The sequence below is a fragment of the Vibrio sp. SG41-7 genome (genome assembly GCF_014164465.1).
Classification (GTDB): domain Bacteria; phylum Pseudomonadota; class Gammaproteobacteria; order Enterobacterales; family Vibrionaceae; genus Vibrio; species Vibrio splendidus.
The window spans coordinates 37,652-56,445 of record NZ_JACJFF010000023.1; the positions used below are offsets into that span (position 1 = coordinate 37,652).

14 protein-coding genes and 1 pseudogene are annotated in these 18,794 nt (G+C 44.4%); 6 read left to right on the forward strand and 9 right to left on the reverse strand.

The window, feature by feature from the left end; translation table 11 throughout:
* Nucleotides 1-179: 179 nt before the first annotated feature.
* The gene (locus tag H5300_RS08825) at nt 180-1,019 is read left to right on the forward strand and encodes an isopenicillin N synthase family oxygenase (protein WP_004730947.1); all 840 of its coding nucleotides are present in this window, start codon (nt 180-182) and stop codon (nt 1,017-1,019) included.
* A 308-nt stretch (nt 1,020-1,327) separates the two neighbouring features.
* Nucleotides 1,328-1,948 (forward strand): DNA-J related domain-containing protein, encoded by a 621-nt coding sequence (locus H5300_RS08830; protein ID WP_017079221.1) that lies wholly within the window; start codon nt 1,328-1,330, stop codon nt 1,946-1,948.
* Nucleotides 1,949-2,157: 209 nt separating this feature from the next.
* Here the strand turns inward: H5300_RS08830 and mrdA are convergent, their stop codons facing one another.
* The 5 genes from mrdA to H5300_RS08855 form a co-directional block, all read right to left on the reverse strand.
* Nucleotides 2,158-4,056 (reverse strand): penicillin-binding protein 2, encoded by a 1,899-nt coding sequence (gene mrdA, locus H5300_RS08835; RefSeq protein ID WP_054541092.1) that lies wholly within the window; start codon nt 4,054-4,056, stop codon nt 2,158-2,160.
* Between the two features lie 253 nt (nt 4,057-4,309).
* The gene (locus tag H5300_RS08840; RefSeq protein ID WP_004730952.1) at nt 4,310-5,965 is read right to left on the reverse strand and encodes an ABC-ATPase domain-containing protein; all 1,656 of its coding nucleotides are present in this window, start codon (nt 5,963-5,965) and stop codon (nt 4,310-4,312) included.
* Between the two features lie 119 nt (nt 5,966-6,084).
* Nucleotides 6,085-7,992, reverse strand: a complete 1,908-nt coding sequence (locus tag H5300_RS08845) for an EAL domain-containing protein (protein ID WP_054541091.1) — start codon at nt 7,990-7,992, stop codon at nt 6,085-6,087.
* A gap of 178 nt (nt 7,993-8,170) precedes the next feature.
* Entirely contained in the window at nt 8,171-9,370 is a 1,200-nt protein-coding gene (fabV, locus tag H5300_RS08850) for an enoyl-ACP reductase FabV (RefSeq protein WP_017089214.1), read from the reverse strand.
* Nucleotides 9,371-9,451: 81 nt separating this feature from the next.
* Complete coding sequence (locus tag H5300_RS08855; RefSeq protein WP_182795799.1) at nt 9,452-10,069, reverse strand: arylesterase; 618 nt, start codon at nt 10,067-10,069, stop codon at nt 9,452-9,454.
* On the opposite strand from H5300_RS08855, the gene H5300_RS08860 reads away from it, so the two are divergent.
* From H5300_RS08860 to H5300_RS08870, 3 genes are all read left to right on the forward strand, one after another.
* On the forward strand, nt 10,068-10,742 hold the full coding sequence (locus tag H5300_RS08860; RefSeq protein ID WP_004730959.1) for an ABC transporter ATP-binding protein: 675 nt from the start codon (nt 10,068-10,070) through the stop codon (nt 10,740-10,742). The two genes, H5300_RS08855 and H5300_RS08860, sit on opposite strands and share 2 nt — an antisense overlap.
* 1 nt (nt 10,743) lies before the next feature.
* The gene (locus H5300_RS08865) at nt 10,744-13,182 is read left to right on the forward strand and encodes an ABC transporter permease (RefSeq protein WP_182795800.1); all 2,439 of its coding nucleotides are present in this window, start codon (nt 10,744-10,746) and stop codon (nt 13,180-13,182) included.
* Between the two features lie 531 nt (nt 13,183-13,713).
* Nucleotides 13,714-15,168 carry an FAD-dependent oxidoreductase gene (locus H5300_RS08870; RefSeq protein WP_182795801.1) on the forward strand — a complete coding sequence of 485 codons (1,455 nt, stop codon included), beginning with the start codon at nt 13,714-13,716 and terminating at the stop codon, nt 15,166-15,168.
* Between the two features lie 219 nt (nt 15,169-15,387).
* Here H5300_RS08870 and H5300_RS08875 read toward each other — a convergent pair whose 3' ends face one another.
* The 3 genes from H5300_RS08875 to H5300_RS08885 all read right to left on the reverse strand — a co-directional run bounded on the left by H5300_RS08875 (nt 15,388) and on the right by H5300_RS08885 (nt 17,990).
* On the reverse strand, nt 15,388-16,338 hold the full coding sequence (locus H5300_RS08875) for a biotin-dependent carboxyltransferase family protein (RefSeq protein ID WP_405055136.1): 951 nt from the start codon (nt 16,336-16,338) through the stop codon (nt 15,388-15,390).
* Nucleotides 16,331-17,098, reverse strand: a complete 768-nt coding sequence (locus H5300_RS08880; protein WP_182795802.1) for an allophanate hydrolase subunit 1 — start codon at nt 17,096-17,098, stop codon at nt 16,331-16,333. The genes H5300_RS08875 and H5300_RS08880 overlap by 8 nt, the downstream gene beginning before the upstream one ends.
* Nucleotides 17,099-17,246: 148 nt before the next feature.
* A complete protein-coding gene (locus H5300_RS08885) occupies nt 17,247-17,990 on the reverse strand; it encodes a 5-oxoprolinase subunit PxpA (protein ID WP_017064591.1) in 744 nt (247 codons plus the stop codon).
* A gap of 170 nt (nt 17,991-18,160) precedes the next feature.
* Between H5300_RS08885 and H5300_RS08890 the strand changes: the two are divergent.
* Nucleotides 18,161-18,699, forward strand: a pseudogene (locus H5300_RS08890) (TonB-dependent receptor plug domain-containing protein); the annotation flags it as partial.
* Here the strand turns inward: H5300_RS08890 and H5300_RS08895 are convergent.
* Nucleotides 18,692-18,794: IS1 family transposase (locus H5300_RS08895; protein ID WP_220503464.1), on the reverse strand; the 103-nt coding region annotated here is incomplete at its 5' end. The pseudogene H5300_RS08890 and the gene H5300_RS08895 overlap by 8 nt on opposite strands.

Below are 18,794 nucleotides of genomic sequence, written 5' to 3' on the forward strand. Positions count from 1 at the left end.
TTAATAGTGTTGCACAATATTGAACGGTGTTCAATTGAGCTGTAATCACCATATTTGTTGAAAACTGGCGTTATCGCCCAGTATCTAGACAAACGGTTGCGAGAGTTTCACAAAAGTTTGATTTACAACAAAGCGATCCTTAAAATCGCTTCATCACTACATAACAAGAAAGAAAAGTCATGAAACTGGAAACTGTCGATTACCTTGCTGACGACGCAGCAGAACAATTTGTTCGCTCTCTACGTGAAACTGGTTTTGGTGTTCTTAAGAACCACCCAATCCCGAAAGAGCTTGTTGAGTCTATTTACGAAAACTGGTACCAATTCTTCATCTCTGAAGAAAAAGAGAACTTCCACTTTAATGTTGAAACACAAGATGGATACTTTCCACCATCAGTGTCTGAAGTTGCTAAGGGCCACACTGTAAAAGACATCAAAGAGTACTTTCACGTATACCCTTGGGGCCAAATTCCTGAGCAGCTGAAAGAACAGATTCTAGATTACTACCAACGTGCGAATGCTTTTGCTCAAGAGCTTCTAGGATGGGTTGAAGCTCATGCTCCTAAAGAAGTACAAGAGAAGTTCTCTATCGCGTTGTCTGAAATGATCAACGGCAGTGAGCAGACTCTGCTTCGTGTTCTTCACTACCCACCAATGCAAGGTGACGAAGAGCCTGGCGCTATCCGTGCAGCAGCACACGAAGACATCAACTTACTGACTGTTCTTCCTGCAGCAAACGAGCCGGGCCTTCAAGTTAAAGCTCAAAACGACGAGTGGTTAGATGTTCCATGTGACTTCGGCAACATGATCATCAACATTGGTGACATGCTTCAAGAGGCATCGGGTGGTTACTTTCCATCGACAACTCACCGTGTAATCAATCCATCAGGTGAACGCCAAGAGAAATCTCGTATCTCTTTGCCTCTATTCCTTCACCCGAAACCGGAAGTTGTGCTGTCTGAAAAGTACACAGCAAACGAGTACCTAATGGAGCGCCTAAGAGAACTTGGCGTTATCTAATTAGCGAAATATTTCGTACTAAAATTGGTATAGATATCAAAGGTCAGCTAAATTGCTGACCTTTTTTGTACCTGTACTTCAGGGTCACTTCTGCATTGATGGCGGTTGCACTCACTTAATGACTTTCAGTTTCATGATGAAAGGGTGCCTTTGAGCCAAGCGTTTGAAAGTTGTTGGTCCATTAGCTCGACAAATCGCAGAAAATCGCTTTCAATTAAAAGAGATACGCCAATGGTTATGATGTAGGTTGCTCATTGTATCCAAAGCCCTAGTCATCCATTAATACAGAAAATCTAACTGAGTCCACTATGTCGAATCATCAAGAGGTGAGAGCAAACTTTCATTGCCACATGGAGAACCCATTGCTTTGGCCGATTATGGAAGTGCTTAAGCAAAAGCCAAGCGGCTGGAAAGTACACACATTGGCGGCTCACCTTAACGACCTTGGGTTTGTACCGGTGTTAGACCCAGCACCTGAGAAAGAGTTGTTTAAAAAGAACTTCCTCATAATGAATGCGCTTTATCAGCTTCAAGAAACCTTACACCCTGATGGTTGGTTACAAGTCCAAGCGATGGACATTGAATTGATGAATGGTCGGTATCACGGAAGCAGTCACAGCATCGATCATCAAGACCCACTGCGAGAATACTATATTAATTGGATTAACTATGAAGCGGACGAGGGCGAAGTCAAAAGGCTGCTGAACGAGTTCTGGACTCGGTACAGAAAGTTTGTCGGTGGTGATGAACTCGATATGGATAGAAGCCGAGCGTTAAATTTGTTTGAGTTACCGTTGGACGCGACTCACCATGAGATTAGAAAGCGCTGGCGACAATTGGCTTTGCGCTGGCATCCAGACAGAGACGAGGGCAACACGGCGAAATTCCAGACGCTCTGTGAAGCATGGAATGTATTACGAAGCTCGTAATCGAAAGTAACTCTTACTGCGCGGTTTATTGACCCTTTAGATAGAGTAAAATTTAGGCCCTAATATATAAAATTGAAAAGCCCCACATTGTGAGTAATACAAGTGGGGCTTTGTCATCATTACGCTATGTTCTGTAACTATATTATGTTTTGTAAATACGTTATGTGTTGCAACTAGATTAAGCGTCGTTACTACTTCATTTATTGTTGCTACGACTGGTCTTTGCTTTCACCACTTTTATGCTCAAATGCATAATCGAGTACTTTACGGATATATGGCGCGCCGACTTTTGAGCCACCGTTACCGTGTTCAATGACCACCGTCGCGACATATTCAGGGTGTTCGTAAGGTGCGAAAGCCGTATAAAGAGCATGGTCGAGTAAATGCTTAGCCAACTTCTTCGAGTTGTAGACCTGATCTTTCGCAAGATCAAATACTTGTGCCGTACCTGATTTTCCGCCGCTCGTGTAGTTAGTTCCCTTAAATGCGCGCCTACCGCTACCTCGACTACCGTGGTTTACCAGTCTCATTGCATTGATAGGTACATCCCATATTTTGTCAGGGACTTCAGTGATAGACGGCATAGGCTCAGGTGTAACGAGTTGTTGTGTGTCAAAGTCCTCACCATGATCCAAGATTGCTCTCAGGATATGAGGTGGCATCACCTTTCCATGATTGACCAACACTGAAGTCGCTTTTGCCAGTTGCATTGGTGTCGATGTCCAATAACCTTGGCCAATGCCAATAGGAACAGTGTCACCTTGATACCAAGGGGTACGATAGCGCATCATCTTCCATTCTCGAGTCGGCATATTAGCGGTGCTTTCTTCATAGATATCGATACCTGTAGGTTCACCAAAACCAAAGCGATTCATCCAGCTTGAAATACGGTCAATGCCCAAGTCAAAAGCGGTTTGATAGAAGAACGAATCCACAGACTCCTCAATGGCTTGCGTTACGTCGACAGGGCCGTGACCCCAACGTTTCCAGTCTCGCCATGATTTAGAGTTGCGTTTGGAACCGGGAATTTGCCATGAGCCGTGGTCATTACGAATCGTATCCTCGGAGATGACATGTTCTTGCAGTCCCGCTACAGCCATAAATGGTTTCACGGTTGACGCCGGAGGATAAACGCCGAGAGTAGTGCGGTTTACCAATGGGTGAGCAGGATCATTCAATAAACGTTGATAGTTCTTGCTAGAAATACCGTCGACAAAGAGGTTCGGGTCGTAGCTGGGGCTTGATGCCATTGCAAGTACACTGTTGTCTTTCGGGTCAAGAACGACCGCGCTGCCTGTTCGGTGATCAAGCTGGTCGAATACGTATTTTTGTAGTTCGAGGTCGATATTTAATACGATATCTTTTCCTGCTACCGGAGCTACATACTCAATGGTGCGGACGACTCGCCCACGGCTGTTTACTTCGACTTCTTGATAACCTTTGGTACCGTGCAAAATGTCTTCGTAATAACGTTCAACACCGAGCTTACCTATGATTGTTGTGGCTTGGTAATTCGCTTCGATGCCTTTTTCTTCTAGCCTCTTAAGATCGCTATCATTGATGTGTGCGACATATCCCAAAACATGGGTAAGTACTTCTCCATTTGGATAAAATCGTTTCAAGCTGGTATCAATCGATAAGCCGGGGAATTGGTACTGGTGCACTGAGAACTTAGCAATTTCTTCTTCGCTTAGGTTCTCTAATATCGTGACAGATTTGAAACGGCGGGTGTTGTGATAACGCTTTTTGAAACGAGCAATCTGCTCAGCCTCTCGCGGGATGTATTTGTCCAACTTAGCAAGCATTGCATCGACATCATCAGTTTGCTCTGGAATCATCGTCAGATTAAAGACAAGTTCATTCTCGGCGAGCAACACACCATTGCGGTCGTAAATAAGCCCGCGAGTCGGGGGAATAGGTAATACTTTGATTCTGTTGCCATCGGCACGGGTTTGATAGCTTTTAAAATTTTCGACTTGAAGTCGGTAAAGGTTGCCGACTAAGACAAGAGTGAACAGCAAGATCCCACAAAACGCAACGGTTACACGGTTTTTGAACAGATTTACTTCTTTTTTATGGTCACGCATCTTAACGCGTTTATGATTCATTGAAGCCTCAAGGGTTTGTTACATTTAGTTACACCTGTCGAGTTGGAACTTTATATGAATATCGCCATAGTTTTGTAAAAGCTGTGTCATGATTTTTAGGATAAACACAATATTGGTCGGTTTTATCGCCAAACAAGATAAGTGAGGCAGGAGACGGTCTTAAGGCTTTAGATCTAGAGCTAGAGCTAGCGAATAAAAAAAACGGCCCTCAGAATGAGAGCCGTCAATACAATTTATGATGCTTGGATCTAACCTAGTTCGAAGGCTTGAACTGAGATTTACGCATACGGTTTAGTGCGGCCATTACATCCAATACTCTTGGTTTCGCTAAGTCACCGTAGTTTGGCATATTAACGTGCCACTCATCGCTTAAGATCGCGCTAAACTCTTTAGCAGGGTTGTTTGACCAACCTGGAGTTTGTGCAAACTGGAACCATGCCCAACCAATCGCGTTAACTTCTGATGTTGACTCTAACTGCTCTAATGCAGAAAGATCAGCGAATTCCTTACCAAAACGCAGAGACTCTTTGCCTTTCGCGTTAACACGGAACTTACCGTCAGTAAGAATATTCATCAGTGCTGCGCGGTTTAACGAACGAGGAACAAACGTTTCTAATGCCGTCTCACATTCGTTAGTACGTTGAGTAGGGTGTTGAGCTATCACTTCTTGTGCTTTTGCAGTGACGTCTACCGCTTGGTAATCGTGCATTTGAATCACAGTGTCAGCCACATCTAGGTAATCGCCAGAACCACCCATTACAACAATGGTAGAGATATCCATCTCTTCACGTAGTTGGCCAATACGGTCAACAAGTGGTGTGATTGGCTCAGCCCCTTTAGATACTAGCGCTTGCATACGTTCGTCACGAATCATGAAGTTAGTCGCTGACGTATCTTCATCAATAAGTAGCGTTTGAACGCCTGCTTCAATTGATTCCTGTAACCAAGCCGCTTGCGATGTCGAGCCAGATGCATCTTGTGTACTGAAATCAGACGTGTCTTTTTGCATCGGCAAATGGTTGATGTAATTTGATAGGTTCAAGTTGTGAACACAGCGGCCATCTTCAGCGCGGATCTTCATCGTATCAGTCGCCGTCACGATACCTTCACGACCGTCACCAGGAATATGGTTGTAGATAGAACGTTCAACGGCGTTTAACAGCGTAGATTTACCATGGAAACCACCACCAACGATTAGCGTGATACCTTTTGGAATACCTAGGCCAGTCACATCACCTTGGTTCGGTGTGTTTAACGTAACACTCAACGATTCTGGAGCAGCGAAAGGTACCGCACCTTTCATTGGTAGGTCACAGTTACCAGCAATACGAGGTAATACGCTGCCATTTGCTACGAATGCCGCCAGATTGTTTTCTTCCAATTGAGCACGTAACGCGTCTTGGTCTTCAACGGCTTCACAATGCTTAATCATCGCTTCAATGTTGAGTTCGCGTTCAAGCGTTGCGCGACGGATAAACTTAGGCAAATAGAATGTAATGATGTTGATTGCTTTCTTTGCAAGAATACTACGCCCATCAGCCGGTAGGTTGATACGAAAACGGATTTCGATACCGTGCTCGGTGAAAACCACAGATGTGTTATCTAAAACAGTTTGGCCTGTTAGTGCGATAGACACAGTTGTTTCTTGCTTAGCAAATTCAGAGAAGCTACGTGCAATAAAATCACGCGCTGCTACTTGGTATTCGTAAGACTTTTCTTTCAGCCAACCTAACCCTGTTAACGACCAGGCGCGTGTTGCGCGAAAACGTGAAGAAGATGCGTACGGGTCACCTTGAACGTGGTCGATGTGTAATTCGAAATCAGCAAAGTCGTATTGACCTTTAATTTGTTGATATGCGCGGAAGTTTTGTTTTTCGAGCTTTTTAAGCTTTGCAGTCAACTGATCCATAACGAGGAATGCCTATATAAAGGGAAGATTAAAACAGAAAGGCGGCGATTATAAAAATCACCACCTTTAGAGTAAAGAGAAAGTAGGCCTAAATCCAAAACAAACTGCTCTTTTTCGCTTTAAGCGTAACGGGTTGTCCCCAAATAGTTTTGATTGATTAAACTGTGTTCGAATTCTTGGCTCGGCATTGGGCGCCCATAAAGGTAACCTTGGCCCACATCGCAGCCCTCGTTGATGATAAATTGCTCCTGAACTTCCGATTCTATGCCTTCAATTGTGACTTTTAGGTCGAGCTTCTTCGCGATTTGGACAATAGAACGAACGATTTCCGAGTCTTCCTGTGAGTTAAGCATCTGATCGATGAAGCTCTTATCAATTTTAATCGTGTCGAACGGAAATTTCTTGAGATAACTGAAAGAGGCGTAGCCCGTCCCAAAGTCATCCAGTGACAATGTAACGCCAATGTCATGCAGTGATTCTAAGGTGTTCTTAGCGACAACCTCATCGGCAATCAGACCACTTTCTGTCACTTCAAGTTCCAAGAAGTGGGGTTCTAGGTGATAGGTTTCGAGTAGGTGAACCACTTGTTCCGCAAAGTGCACATTCTTGAGTTGAATTGCAGACACATTCACAGCCATCTTGAAATCTTCAACGTATTCGGACCACTCTTTCGCTTTTTCAATCGCATTACGCAGAACAAAGCTTCCGACTTCGAAAATCAAGCCGTTTTGCTCGGCCATATGTATCAAGGTTTCGTTGGAGATATCACCTAATACTGGATGGCGCCAACGTAGTAGGGCTTCAGCACCAACCCAACGATGCGTTAATGGACATACCTTAGGTTGAAAGTAGAGCATGAGGTCATCGTTACGGACAGCTTGAAGCAAATAACCTTCGATCTTATTGATGTGACTTTGTTGTTCAGTATGAGATTGAGAGTAGTAAGCGAATTTTTGCCCGGAATCTTTACAGGCGAGCATGGCTTCTGATGATTTCTGGAGAATGCTTTCCGCATCGTCTTCGTTATCAGTAATCGCAATCCCGATAAAGGCATGCAAATGCACTTTGTCACTGTCGATATCGAACTCTGAATGGCCGACTTTAACGAGCGTCTGGCAAAGTTCTTCTAGGCGTTGGTGCAAATCTTTTACGCTGAACGCCAGTACGAGATCGATAGAAGTAGGGCGTGCAGTTAGTACCTCGATATCAGAGATACTGTCGATACGTTTTCGGTATTCAACCAGCACTTGGTCTAACGCGTCATAGCCATATCGAGCCTGTATGCGCCTTCCATTCGTAAACCCTATATGAATAACCGCAAATGAACTGTCCGTCAGCCTTTGTTGTGACGATAGTTTGTTATTTAGGCGAGACTCGAATGCGGTTCGGTTCAAAAAACCGGTGCCGATGTCATGATTCTTTTGGAAGTTTATCTTTTGTTCAGCCGCTCTTCGCTTATCGATCTCTTGGTTTAAAGAATAATTGAGGCTTGCGAGATCTTTAGTGCGAGTGTAAACCCGGTTCTTTAAGTCACGATTCATTTGGGTGAGCTTAGCGTGCTGAAACAAGGTTTTAAGCTGGGACTCTATCGAGGTACGAAAGCTTTCTAATAGCTTGATATAGGTAGGTGTGTAGTGGTTTTCTTTCGAGTCCAAGATACAAATAGTACCGAACAATTCGCCGTTAGGCCAAAACAGCGGAATGCCACAATAAGAGATTAAGCCAAGCTTTGTATCGGGGTTGTTTTCCCAATCAGGATCGGCAAGCGCATTGGGCACCACAAGCTGTTGCTGAGATTCCATCACCGTTTCGCAGTAAAGCCCATTTCCTAAGGTCTCAGAATCGCCTTTGTTGTAAGGGTTATCCTCACTGCGGCTGGTAGAGAAAACTTCAATGTAGTTGGTGTGAACGCGCATGATAAGTGCGGCGGGAACTTCAGTGATTTGAGCCAAGAGGTCGACAATATTCTGCCAACTGGAGGCCATATCGTCAGGGATATCTAAGTCTATCGTTTTTATCTTCTTCATATGACTCCGAGTCAATTATGCTAAATGCATCAACACATCCTGTGTTAATTAAGATGAACCAAATAAACTGTGAATCTTACTTTTACTAAGTATAAGAAATGTTGCACAAAAAAACCTCTGCAATTTTGCAGAGGTTTTCAAATGTGAATCTGGGTCTCAGTAATGAGATAAGTTTCGATTAAGGCTTTAACTTTATAAAATCATCAGTGTTAAGTTTCTCTTTATAGTCTACCGACGGTTGAGCAAACCCGTTCAACTGTAAAAACTCTTCTTTGAATCCTTGATAGTCGCCAATTGCTTGGAAGTTGTTTTCATCCATAGCTTCAAGTAGCTCAGTCACATGAGCTTGGGTTTCTGGATCGAGTTCCCATTCATCCATCCGAATTAGGCGTTCGCCGTCCAGAGGGACTTTTGATTGACCATACAGTTTACTGCTGAATAAACGCTGCATTTGTTGGATACAGCCTTCGTGCGTCTCTTTCTCTTTCATCACTTTATATAAAGCGAGTAGGTAAGGACTTAATCCCGGAATGAATACACTGGCTTTGGTGACGAGTGCCTTACACACAGTCGCGTAGGCATTACCGCCAAAGTTTGCTAGTTCAAGATTCAGCGCATGGCTGGTTTGATGAAGGTCTATTTTAGCGCGCCCCAAAGTGCCGTCTAAGTAAATAGGGTGCGTAACTTCTGGACCAACATAGGAAAATGCGATGGTTTTACAACCAGGGGCAATGGATTCAGCGTTGATGAGCTCATCTATCCACTGTTCCCAATCTTCACCGCCCATGACTTTGAGTGTGCTTTCGGCTTCTTCTTCCGTCGCTGCAGCAAGTGTGTTTGTCACCCAGTTGTCGTGCTCTAGTGAGATAGTCGCGCCGGTAACGCTTTCACCAATAGGCTTAATCGCGGAGCGCCAAAGCTCATCAGAATTTGGCTTAGGTCGAACGCCAGCCGCTAAGCTATAGATAATCAGATCCACTTCACCTTCGAAGTAGGTTTCAATGGCTTCGACAACTTGTGTACGTGTTTCTTGTGAAAATGCATCGCCAACGATGTTGATAGCAGTGCGTTGCTCTCGTTCGGCTTCTTTCTTGAAGTAGATGTTGTTGTACCAACCAGCACTACCGAGGGACTTTTCGTTAGGACCGCGCTCGAATGAGACGCCGATGGTGTCAGCTTTTGCACCGCCAAAGGTCACGGCAATACGAGCGGCAAGGCCGAAGCCTGAGGAAGCGCCGATAATCAGTACTCGTTTAGGGCCATCTTTGATTTGCGGCGCACTCTTAACAAACTTGATTTGTTGCTTTACGGCTTCTTGACAGCCAAGAGGGTGAGCGCTTTTGGCTACCACACCCTTGATAATAGGTTCGATCAGCATAAATAACCTTACAGTTAACGGTGATATGCACTCAGGCTAACGTAAAGCTGTGTAAAATTTATTGAGCTAGACCATTAAAACTTAAAGATACTGATATAATTCTTCGGCGACGAATTCAGCGATCCAAGGTTGAGCTTCTGGTTTTGGATGCAGTCCGTCGTTCATCATCCACTCAGGTTTAAGGATGATATGCTCTAGGAAAAACGGCAAAAGCGGCACATTTTGTTGATCAGCAAGCGCTGCAAAAACGTATTCAAATTGCTGGTTGTAACGCTTACCGTAATTCGGTGGGATTTTAATCTGCATCATAATTGGCTTGGCGCCCGCAGCTTTTATCTGCTCAATGATTTGATCAAGGTTTGCAGACATCAGTTTTGGTGGGAAGCCACGAAGACCATCATTTGCACCGAGTTCGATAAGAACAGTGTCTGGAGCATGTTCTTCAAGCAATTGTGGTAAACGAGCTAGCCCGTTGCCGGTTGTGTCACCTGAAATACTGCCGTTAACCACGGTAACTGTTTTGTCATGCCTCGCTAATGCGTTTGGCAATAGACTTGGCCAACTTTGTTTGATGTCCATGTTATAACCAGCACTCAAGCTATCACCAAGTACCAGTAACTTAGAATCTAACTCGGTATCTTGAGCCAAAGAAGCGGTTGAAAATATAATAAAGAATAAAAAGGAAATTAGTCGAGTCATGCATACATCCATCATTAAAGCAGAAGCTGTTTCGAAGACAGTGTCTACTAATCAAGAACATTTAACAATCCTAGAGCACGTCGATATTGATATTCGTGAAGGTGAAACTGTCGCGATTGTCGGCACGTCTGGCGCAGGCAAATCAACCCTAATGACGTTGCTTGCAGGGCTTGATGTGCCAACTAAAGGCGAAATCAGTTTATTAGGACAGCCGCTTTCACAGCTTGATGATGAGGCAAGGGCTAAGATCCGCAGTGAATCGGTAGGGTTTGTATTTCAAAGCTTCTTATTAATTCCAAGCCTTTCTGCGCTGCAAAATGTCACGCTTCCTTGTTTACTTAAAGGTGAAGACGAAGACATCGAACGTGCGACGGCTTTGCTTGAATCAGTGGGCTTAAAAGACAGACTTGATCACCTGCCATCTCAGCTATCAGGCGGTGAACAACAAAGGGTCGCTTTAGCTCGCGCTTTTATGATCAAGCCAAAAATCCTTTTTGCTGACGAACCCACAGGCAACCTAGATCAACAAACGGCAGCCAAAATTGTCGAGTTGTTGTTTGAGTTGAACTCATCCCACGGCACAACGCTTGTTCTAGTGACGCATGATCCTAAACTCGCACAACGTTGCCAACGAACACTTAAGATGCATGTCGGTCAGATAGAGGAAGTCTAAATTGAATTCATCAAACGGACTGAATAAACGCCTGTTCTCATGGAGTGTCGAAGAGATTCGACACGGTCAGTTGTGGCCAGTTTCAATCGCTTTAACGCTTATTATTGCTTGTGTGTTTGCATTGTCGGCGTTGGCCGAACGTATGGAGCAGGTAATTGTTAAGCAGGGCAAAGATGCGCTTACTGCCGATAGCGTGTTTATCTCAGCAAACCCCATCCCGCAACCCTTGTTAGACCTCACTCAGGTTGAACAGTTAGAAAGCTCTCAGTTGACTCGTTTTTCAACCATGGCATTCAGTGATAACTCAATGCAGTTAGTGACGGTGAAAGCGGTTGAAAGTAATTACCCATTACGCGGTGAAATGATCTTAGAGGGCGCTGATAAAGCATCAAGTAACCATGTTAAGCCGGGTGAACTTTGGTTAGATGAACGTATATTCGCACAGTTAGAGGTTGAAATTGGTGACAATGTCACTATTGGCGATGCCGATTTAACGATAACAGGGCGTATCACCCAAGAGCCAGGTTTGAGCTTTAACCCATTCCAACAAATGCCAGCCGTGCTAATTCATACCAGCGATATCGAGGCCACTGGAGCAATTCAACCGGGCAGTCGTGTAAGCTTTAGGCTGTTTCTAAACGGTGATGATACAAAACTGAAAGCCGCGCAAGACAGCGTAGAATTGACACCGAGCGATCGCTGGCGCACGCAAGATTCTGCGAGTCGCACTAACGACATGTTCGAAAGCACGACTCAATATCTTTCGCTAACGGTTGCTATCGTTGTGATCATGGCGGCGACCACTTTGGTACTTACGTGCCAACATTATGTTGCGAGTCGCCGTAAAACCATTGCGATGCTTAAGAGTTTAGGTGCGAGTAAGCAATGGATCATTAAATGGTTGTTTGTACAGGTGTCTCTGTTAGTGGTCATCGGCGCTGTACTTGGAATTACAATAGGGGTCGGCTTAGAGTTCTTACTTCGTATACCATTGGGTGATTTGTTGCCAACACCACTTCCTGGCTATGGTATTGAACCTGTCATTTTGGCGATTTTATCAAGCATCCTCATTGGTGTGCCTGCTCTTGGTATTCCGTTAATTGGCTTGGTCAACACCTCGGCAATCAGCGTGATTCAATCAAGTCATCAGTCCAATGAAAGCTACAAGAAATACCTGTTGTTGCTGGTGCCTATTATTCCAATGATGCTGATGTACGGCGATAACCTGTTGGTATGGATAGTTCTAGCGGGTATCGCATGCCTGTTCTTAGTGCTCGCAATTGTCAGTACGCTTGTTCTGCGTTTGGTTGGCAAGTTACCGACATCGACGTCTATGCGTTTAGCATTGAGTCGAATTAATCGCACCCCATTAGCAACTGGGATTCAATTTGGCTCTTTAGCGCTTTCACTGATGTTGCTGTCTATCATCTGGTTGGTCAGGAGTGATTTACTGTCAGATTGGCAGCAAACCTTACCAGAGAACGCACCCAATGCGTTTGCCCTTAACATTGCAAGTTATGAGAAAGACAGTTATCTCGAGACGATTGATGCAAACGAAGTAGAGCGTACTCAAGCGTTTCCAATTATACGAGGAAGACTCACAACCATTAACGGCGTTGAGGCGGCAAAATACAGCGAGACCTCAGAAGAAACAGACGCACTAAGCCGCGAAATCAACTTCACTTGGGGAGATAGCCTGCCTGAGTACAATGAAGTGTTAGAGGGCAGCTGGACACAAGAGCAGGGCGTATCTGTGGAATCCGATGTCGCGGAGCAGCTGGGTCTAAAGATTGGCGATGAGTTATCGTTCACAATCAACAGCCAGAATGTCTCTGCCAAGGTGAACAGCATCCGAAAAGTAGAGTGGCGAGAAATGAAGCCGAATTTCTACTTCATATTTACGCCAGATGTTTTGAGCTCTATTCCTTCTACTTGGCTCGTGAGTTTCCGACTAGAAGAACAACATAATCAGATGCTCAACGAACTCTCTCGAAATCACCCAACCGTCAGTTTGATGGATATTCGTAAGATGGGTAGCAAGATCCAAGAGTTGCTCAAACAGATTGTTTGGTCGATAACCGTACTTGCGGCTTTGGGTGTGGTAGCGGGGTTGTTGCTAATCTTTACTCTGTTGCGATTGAGCTTGTCTCAAAGACAACAAGAGATACGTTTGTATCGCACTCTAGGTGCGAGTAAGAAGCGAATTCTCAACACTATTTGGTGTGAATACGGGTTAATGGCGTTAGTGGCTGGCTCTATTGCTGCGATGGGTTCTGAGCTCAGTGTTGCAGGGGTAATGAACTTTGGCTTCGAGTTAGAGCCTTCACTCCACCCAATGCTGTGGATAGCGCTACCCGTGCTAACGTTTATCACATTGGCCGCGGTAGTGAATAGCTTAATCAAACGTTTGTTGGCACCAGTAAACAAGGATTTTGGCTAGTCTCTAGCGAGATCTCACAAATGCTTAAAACGGTCTAAAAGTGACATTATTTATATTTAGTCATGCACTATTTATAAGGCGTCGCTTTAGACCGTTTTTTATTTGACCAATGCGTAGCACAAGTAACGAATATCGCACCTTAATTTTCCAATTTTTTAGTGTTTTTTAAAACTAATCGCACAATAATGCCGATTTAATGAACAGCGGTTAGTCCCTGTAAACAAAGGGTTTGCGCAACTTAGCAAGAACGTTATCAACAGTTATCCACAAAAACGGTGGATAACTTTAGGGATAAGTTAACATCTATGTTTTAAGAGTACTGATGCAGCCTTTATGTGGCGTCACTTAGGACAATTTTGACTGTTAGAATAACCTTTAAAACTCTATCTGGAGTTATTGAGTCAAGAGATTATTTATGTTTTTTACATAGATATTAAATCCCACTTAACTAAGACCTTGATAAAAATGTGTTTTAATTCATCGCAGAACAAAAGTAGAATAGCGGCAGTTAATCTTATTCTACAGAACACGATGAACCACAACAAAACGGATACAAATCAGCCTTCTATTGCCATTGTTGGTGGTGGTATTGCCGGAACAACGAGCGCGATTCACTTTAGTGAGTTGGGTTTTAAGGTCACTATCTTGGAAAAAGGGCCGAGTTTGGTTAATGGTCCACCAATTTGCCACCTGCACGCTGGCGGCAATTTGTATCGAGATATTTCTGTAGAGCAGTGTCTTCAGTTGCTCACGCAGTCAATTGATACCGTCCGCTTGTTTCCCCACACGATCAATATTCGTCCGACAATTATCGCTGTTCCACACAGTGATGGTGGAGAGCCGTTGGATCTACTTCCGCGTCTAAAGATAATCAAGGACGCTTATGCTGAACTTGTTAATCAAGATAAAAGTAACCAAGTGCTTGGTAAGCCGGAAGATTATTACAAGCTGTACAGCAAAGAAGAGTTATTAACACTTGCCACCCAAACACAGCCTCTCAAACCAACATCGCTTGATGATTGGTGTATTCCTTTCGCTAAACATACGGATCTAGAAACCCTTAAGTATCCTGTTGCTATGGTTCAAGAGTATGGCTGGAGTGTATTCCGCTTGTCTGCAACCGCTCAACTGTCTTTGGGGCAACAATCGAATTGCTCAGTATTAACCAACAGCCGATTACAATCTGTTGAATCGTTAGAGCAAGGCTGGTCTTTGACTTATACAGACGCTGAGAACCAAAGCTGTCATTTAACGACCGACTACTTGATTAATGCAAGTGGCTTTGAAACGGGCATCGTGGATGACTTTGTCGGTTCTAAGCAACAAAGGCTTGTTGAGTTCAAAGCCGCATACGTTACAGAGTGGCCGTATTCGCAAGAATGTAAGGAAGAGTGGCCAGAGGTTATCTTCCATGGCCCGAGAGGCACACCGCAAGGCATGGCGCAATTAACGCCCTACGCTGATGGTGTGTTCCAACTTCACGGTATGACAGAAGGGATTACTCTGTTTGAGGGTGGGCTTGTTTCATCATCAACAGATTCATCACAGCCTCAGCTGCCTTCTAAGCTTCTTAAGAAAATCGTATCAGGTTGGAGTGAAGAGCAGCTTGAATTAAGAACTCGCGCTGCGATAACGCATATGTCTCAGTTCATCCCAAGTTTCAGCTCTGCACTGGTAGGTGGTAAGCCTCTGTTCGGTGCACAGCAGATTCCGGGAACCGATCCGAGCTTAAGAGCTTCAGACGTTTCATTCTGTGGTGATCGCTATGCTCGACTTGAAGTAGTCAAAGCTTCCTCAACCTTAGAGGCTGCACAAAAGGTCGCTGAGCATTGGTTTGATGTCGCAGAGTCAGTATCGATTGAAGATACGCACTCGGTGACAATGTCACTTAATCTAAATGCTATTGAGAATAGAGCGATAGATTTGACACAAGAACGTGGATACCCAGAAGCCCTTGCAAAGGTATCAGGCCAAGATCACGCTTAATACTCAGTCATAATCGACTACGCTGAACATCTTCAATTCGGCTTACTTTGACAGGTAAGCCGAACCTTTAACTGCAACGCCTGCCTGTATCTTGTCAATTGCCTGAACTACATCTTCTAAACGAAATCTTCTTGGCTAACTCTTTCAAGATTCTTGGATTCTTAGATTCTTTGCGACATAACTACATAGCTACAGAGCTACATAGCTACAGAGTAAAAACTAATAGCCGAAAAACTGAGCCCATTGGCACCACACATCTTGTAATCCTAAGCGATCGCCTTTACTAAACGAGACCTCATGTCCCGGTTTGGCTTGTGCTAAGCGCGGTAAATCGACTCTGGCGACACATCCAATCTTCGGATAGCCACCAATGGTCTGTCTGTCATTAAGCAACACGATAGGTTGCCCATCTTGGGGGATTTGAATCGCACCCAAGGCAATGCCTTCTGACAATAGCGAAATATAAGGTGAATCAACCGATTCACCACTCAGTCGATAACCCATGCGATTTGAATTTTGGTCAACGTGATATTGTGCGTTATACAAAGTCTCTTTTGCTGACTCGGAGAACAGCTCGCTTTGATAGCCTTCAATCACTCGCAGGTTCACTGGTAGGTTGTAATTAGGCGTGTATCGGAAAGTGACACTCAACGCTTTAAACGGGCGAGAGAGTTTGTGTTGGGTAAACGCAATTTGTTGCCCTTGTTGACATGGCTCTCCATCTTGCGTTAATCCACCAATCTTTTCACGAGTCACCGTAGAACAGCTATCAAGAGTTGATGGGACATCGAAGCCACCCTTAACGGCTAAATACGCCCTTAGACCATTTTTAGGTAAACCAAATGAGAGAACTTGCCCTGCGAAAGCTTGAAAAGTACGCCAGTTCGACTGTGGTTTGCCATCGAGCTTCGCTTGTAAATCGCCACCACATAACGCCATTTCGCAATCAAAATCGATTCGTAACGCACATTGCCCAAGCGTGATTTCCAACGCCGCTTGGTTGACTGGGTTTCCGAGCAGGTGATTGGCCCAGCTATACGAGTAATCATCAACAGGGCCACCTTGTGTTAATCCAAGATGAGCGACACCAAATCGTCCGAAGTCTTGAATCAAACTCAACGGGCCAGGTTTAATCACTGTTAGTGTTGGTTTAGCTATTGTATTAACCATGAGCAACATCTCCACTAATCTCCATAAGCCTAAGCTCTACAAATTCTTGTTTTGAAATCGCGATGAAACGGACCGTATCACCAACATTAAGCAGAGACAGCGGCGTTTGCGTGGTATCAGCGTTCTTCAATTGGCTGTGATCAAATAGTGCGAGCGGGCAATTGCCAATAATATTCCAACCGCCCGGTGAGTCCGAAGGATACACCGCCGTTTTCGTATCCGCGATGGCGATACTGCCTTTCGGCACACTTAAGCGTGGGGTTGAATGACGAGGCAAAGCAAGTTCATTGACCACATCAGACATAAACGCAAAGCCAGGCGTAAACCCAATGGCACTGACGCTGTATGTTTGTGAGGTGTGATGTTGAATGATCTCATCCAGCGAGATGCCTTTGTCTTGATATCGGTCTAAATCGAGTGCTGTTTCTGGTGAGTAATAAGAGGGAAGCTCGATAGTGTTACGCGTGTTACTAACACTAGAGAAGGACGAAATAGCATGACTCAACAAAGAGTGGAGTTGTTCCATGAGCTGATGTTCTGATATTCGATAAGGTAAGTAGTCAACCAGAATGGTGTGGTAAGCCGGTGTCACATTCATCAATATAGATGCTAAGTGTTGACGAATAGCATCGGAAAAATGAGCCATGTACTGCGCATATTCGGCGCTAGATTGATTATTTGAAGGCGATAGCGTCAAGGTCACCAAAACGCTGCATTCCGCGACTGGCGCTATATTGAACTCAATTTGATTCGTCGTCATTTCGTTTCCATACGTTTGTTTGCTTATTTGGCGTGTCTCACTTCCGTGTCTAAACCAATACAAAGCGATTAGACCTTACGAGCAATTGGTTAGATGCTCGGTTAGGCGAGTGATAAGGTCATGTGCCATACCAATCACACGCTCCATACTAGTTAAAAGCGTTAAGGTCTTGTCTGATTTTTCTAATTAATGCGATGGATTGGGGGTTATCACCATGAACACAGATGGTATCAGCTTCAATCGGCAGTCTTTCACCTTCAATGGTCGTGACCGAACCGTAGTTAATGATTTGCATGACTTGGTTGTAGATGTCGTCTTGATTGACGTAAACCGAGCCTTTTTGAGTTCGCGGCGATAACTGCCCATTATTCAAGTATGCACGGTCGGCAAACGCTTCAAACAAGAGGGGTAAGTCATGATCGTCAGCAATGTCTAAATACTGCTGATTGTCTGACGAAGAGAGGATCATTAAGGGGATGTTAAATTCAGCGACGGCTTGGGCTACCGCATTAAACACATCAATGTTCGCCATCATATCGTTGTAAAGGGCGCCATGAGGTTTCACATAGCCAACAGATGCATGGTGATATCGGCAAAGGGCTTGTAGTGCACCGACTTGATAACAAACCAGTTCACTGATCTCGTCCATGGTATGAGGAATAGAACGGCGACCAAACCCAACCAAATCTTGATAACCAGGGTGAGCACCGATTTGAGTGTGATAGTGCTGCGCCAGTTTTATGGTTTTGGACATAACGTGCGGATCAGACGCGTGAAAGCCACAAGCGATGTTTGCCATATCGACCCATTCCATGACCGACTCATCATCGCCCATCTTCCAATTGCCGAAACTTTCTCCCATGTCGCAATTAAGCAAAATCTTCGTTGTCACGTGGTGCTAATCCTTTACGTTGAGGTAAGTAATGACGGTCTTATAAATGCCATAAATAAACAATGACCTGACTCAAACTTTCGACACCGAAAATTTACCAGTATGGCATTTCATATATAGTTGAACTATTGATTAAAGGATTAATATCTATCTGTATATTAGGTGAGCACATGATATCGCGCCAGGTTTGCTTAGGACTAGCATTAACGACACCTGTTTTTGTAGTTGCTCAAGAAAACTCTTTAGACCAACTCATGTCGATGAGCCTTGAAGAGTTGTCTATGTTAGATGTTGAAATGGAAACGGCTTCAAAGTGACACAAAAACTTACCGACATTCCCTCGTCGGTTTATGTACTTTCTAATGAGCGAATTCAACGCAGTGGGGCTAAAACCATTGCTGAAGTGCTGACGCTAGTACCCGGCCTCAAAGTGACCAAGTTTAACGAGACCTCGTGGTTTGTTTCGACGCGCGGCTTTCATGATGGGCTGTATAACAAAATGCTCGTGATGATGGATGGACGAAGCTTATTTAGCCCAGTGTATGGCGGCACGTATTGGAGCGATGTTGACTATATACTTGCCGATATCGAACGCATCGAAGTACTAAAAGGCCCCGGTGGAACGATTTGGGGAGGCAATGCGGTTAATGGTGTGGTGAATATCATTACTAAATCTGCCGGTCATGACTCCAATCTGTTGATTAATGGTAAAACTCTCGTTCGATAAAGGTGCCGATGACCTTATCGTGCATTTCTTCTGATCTCGAGAAACCGATAGTTTTTCGAACGAGTCTCTTTAAGCGA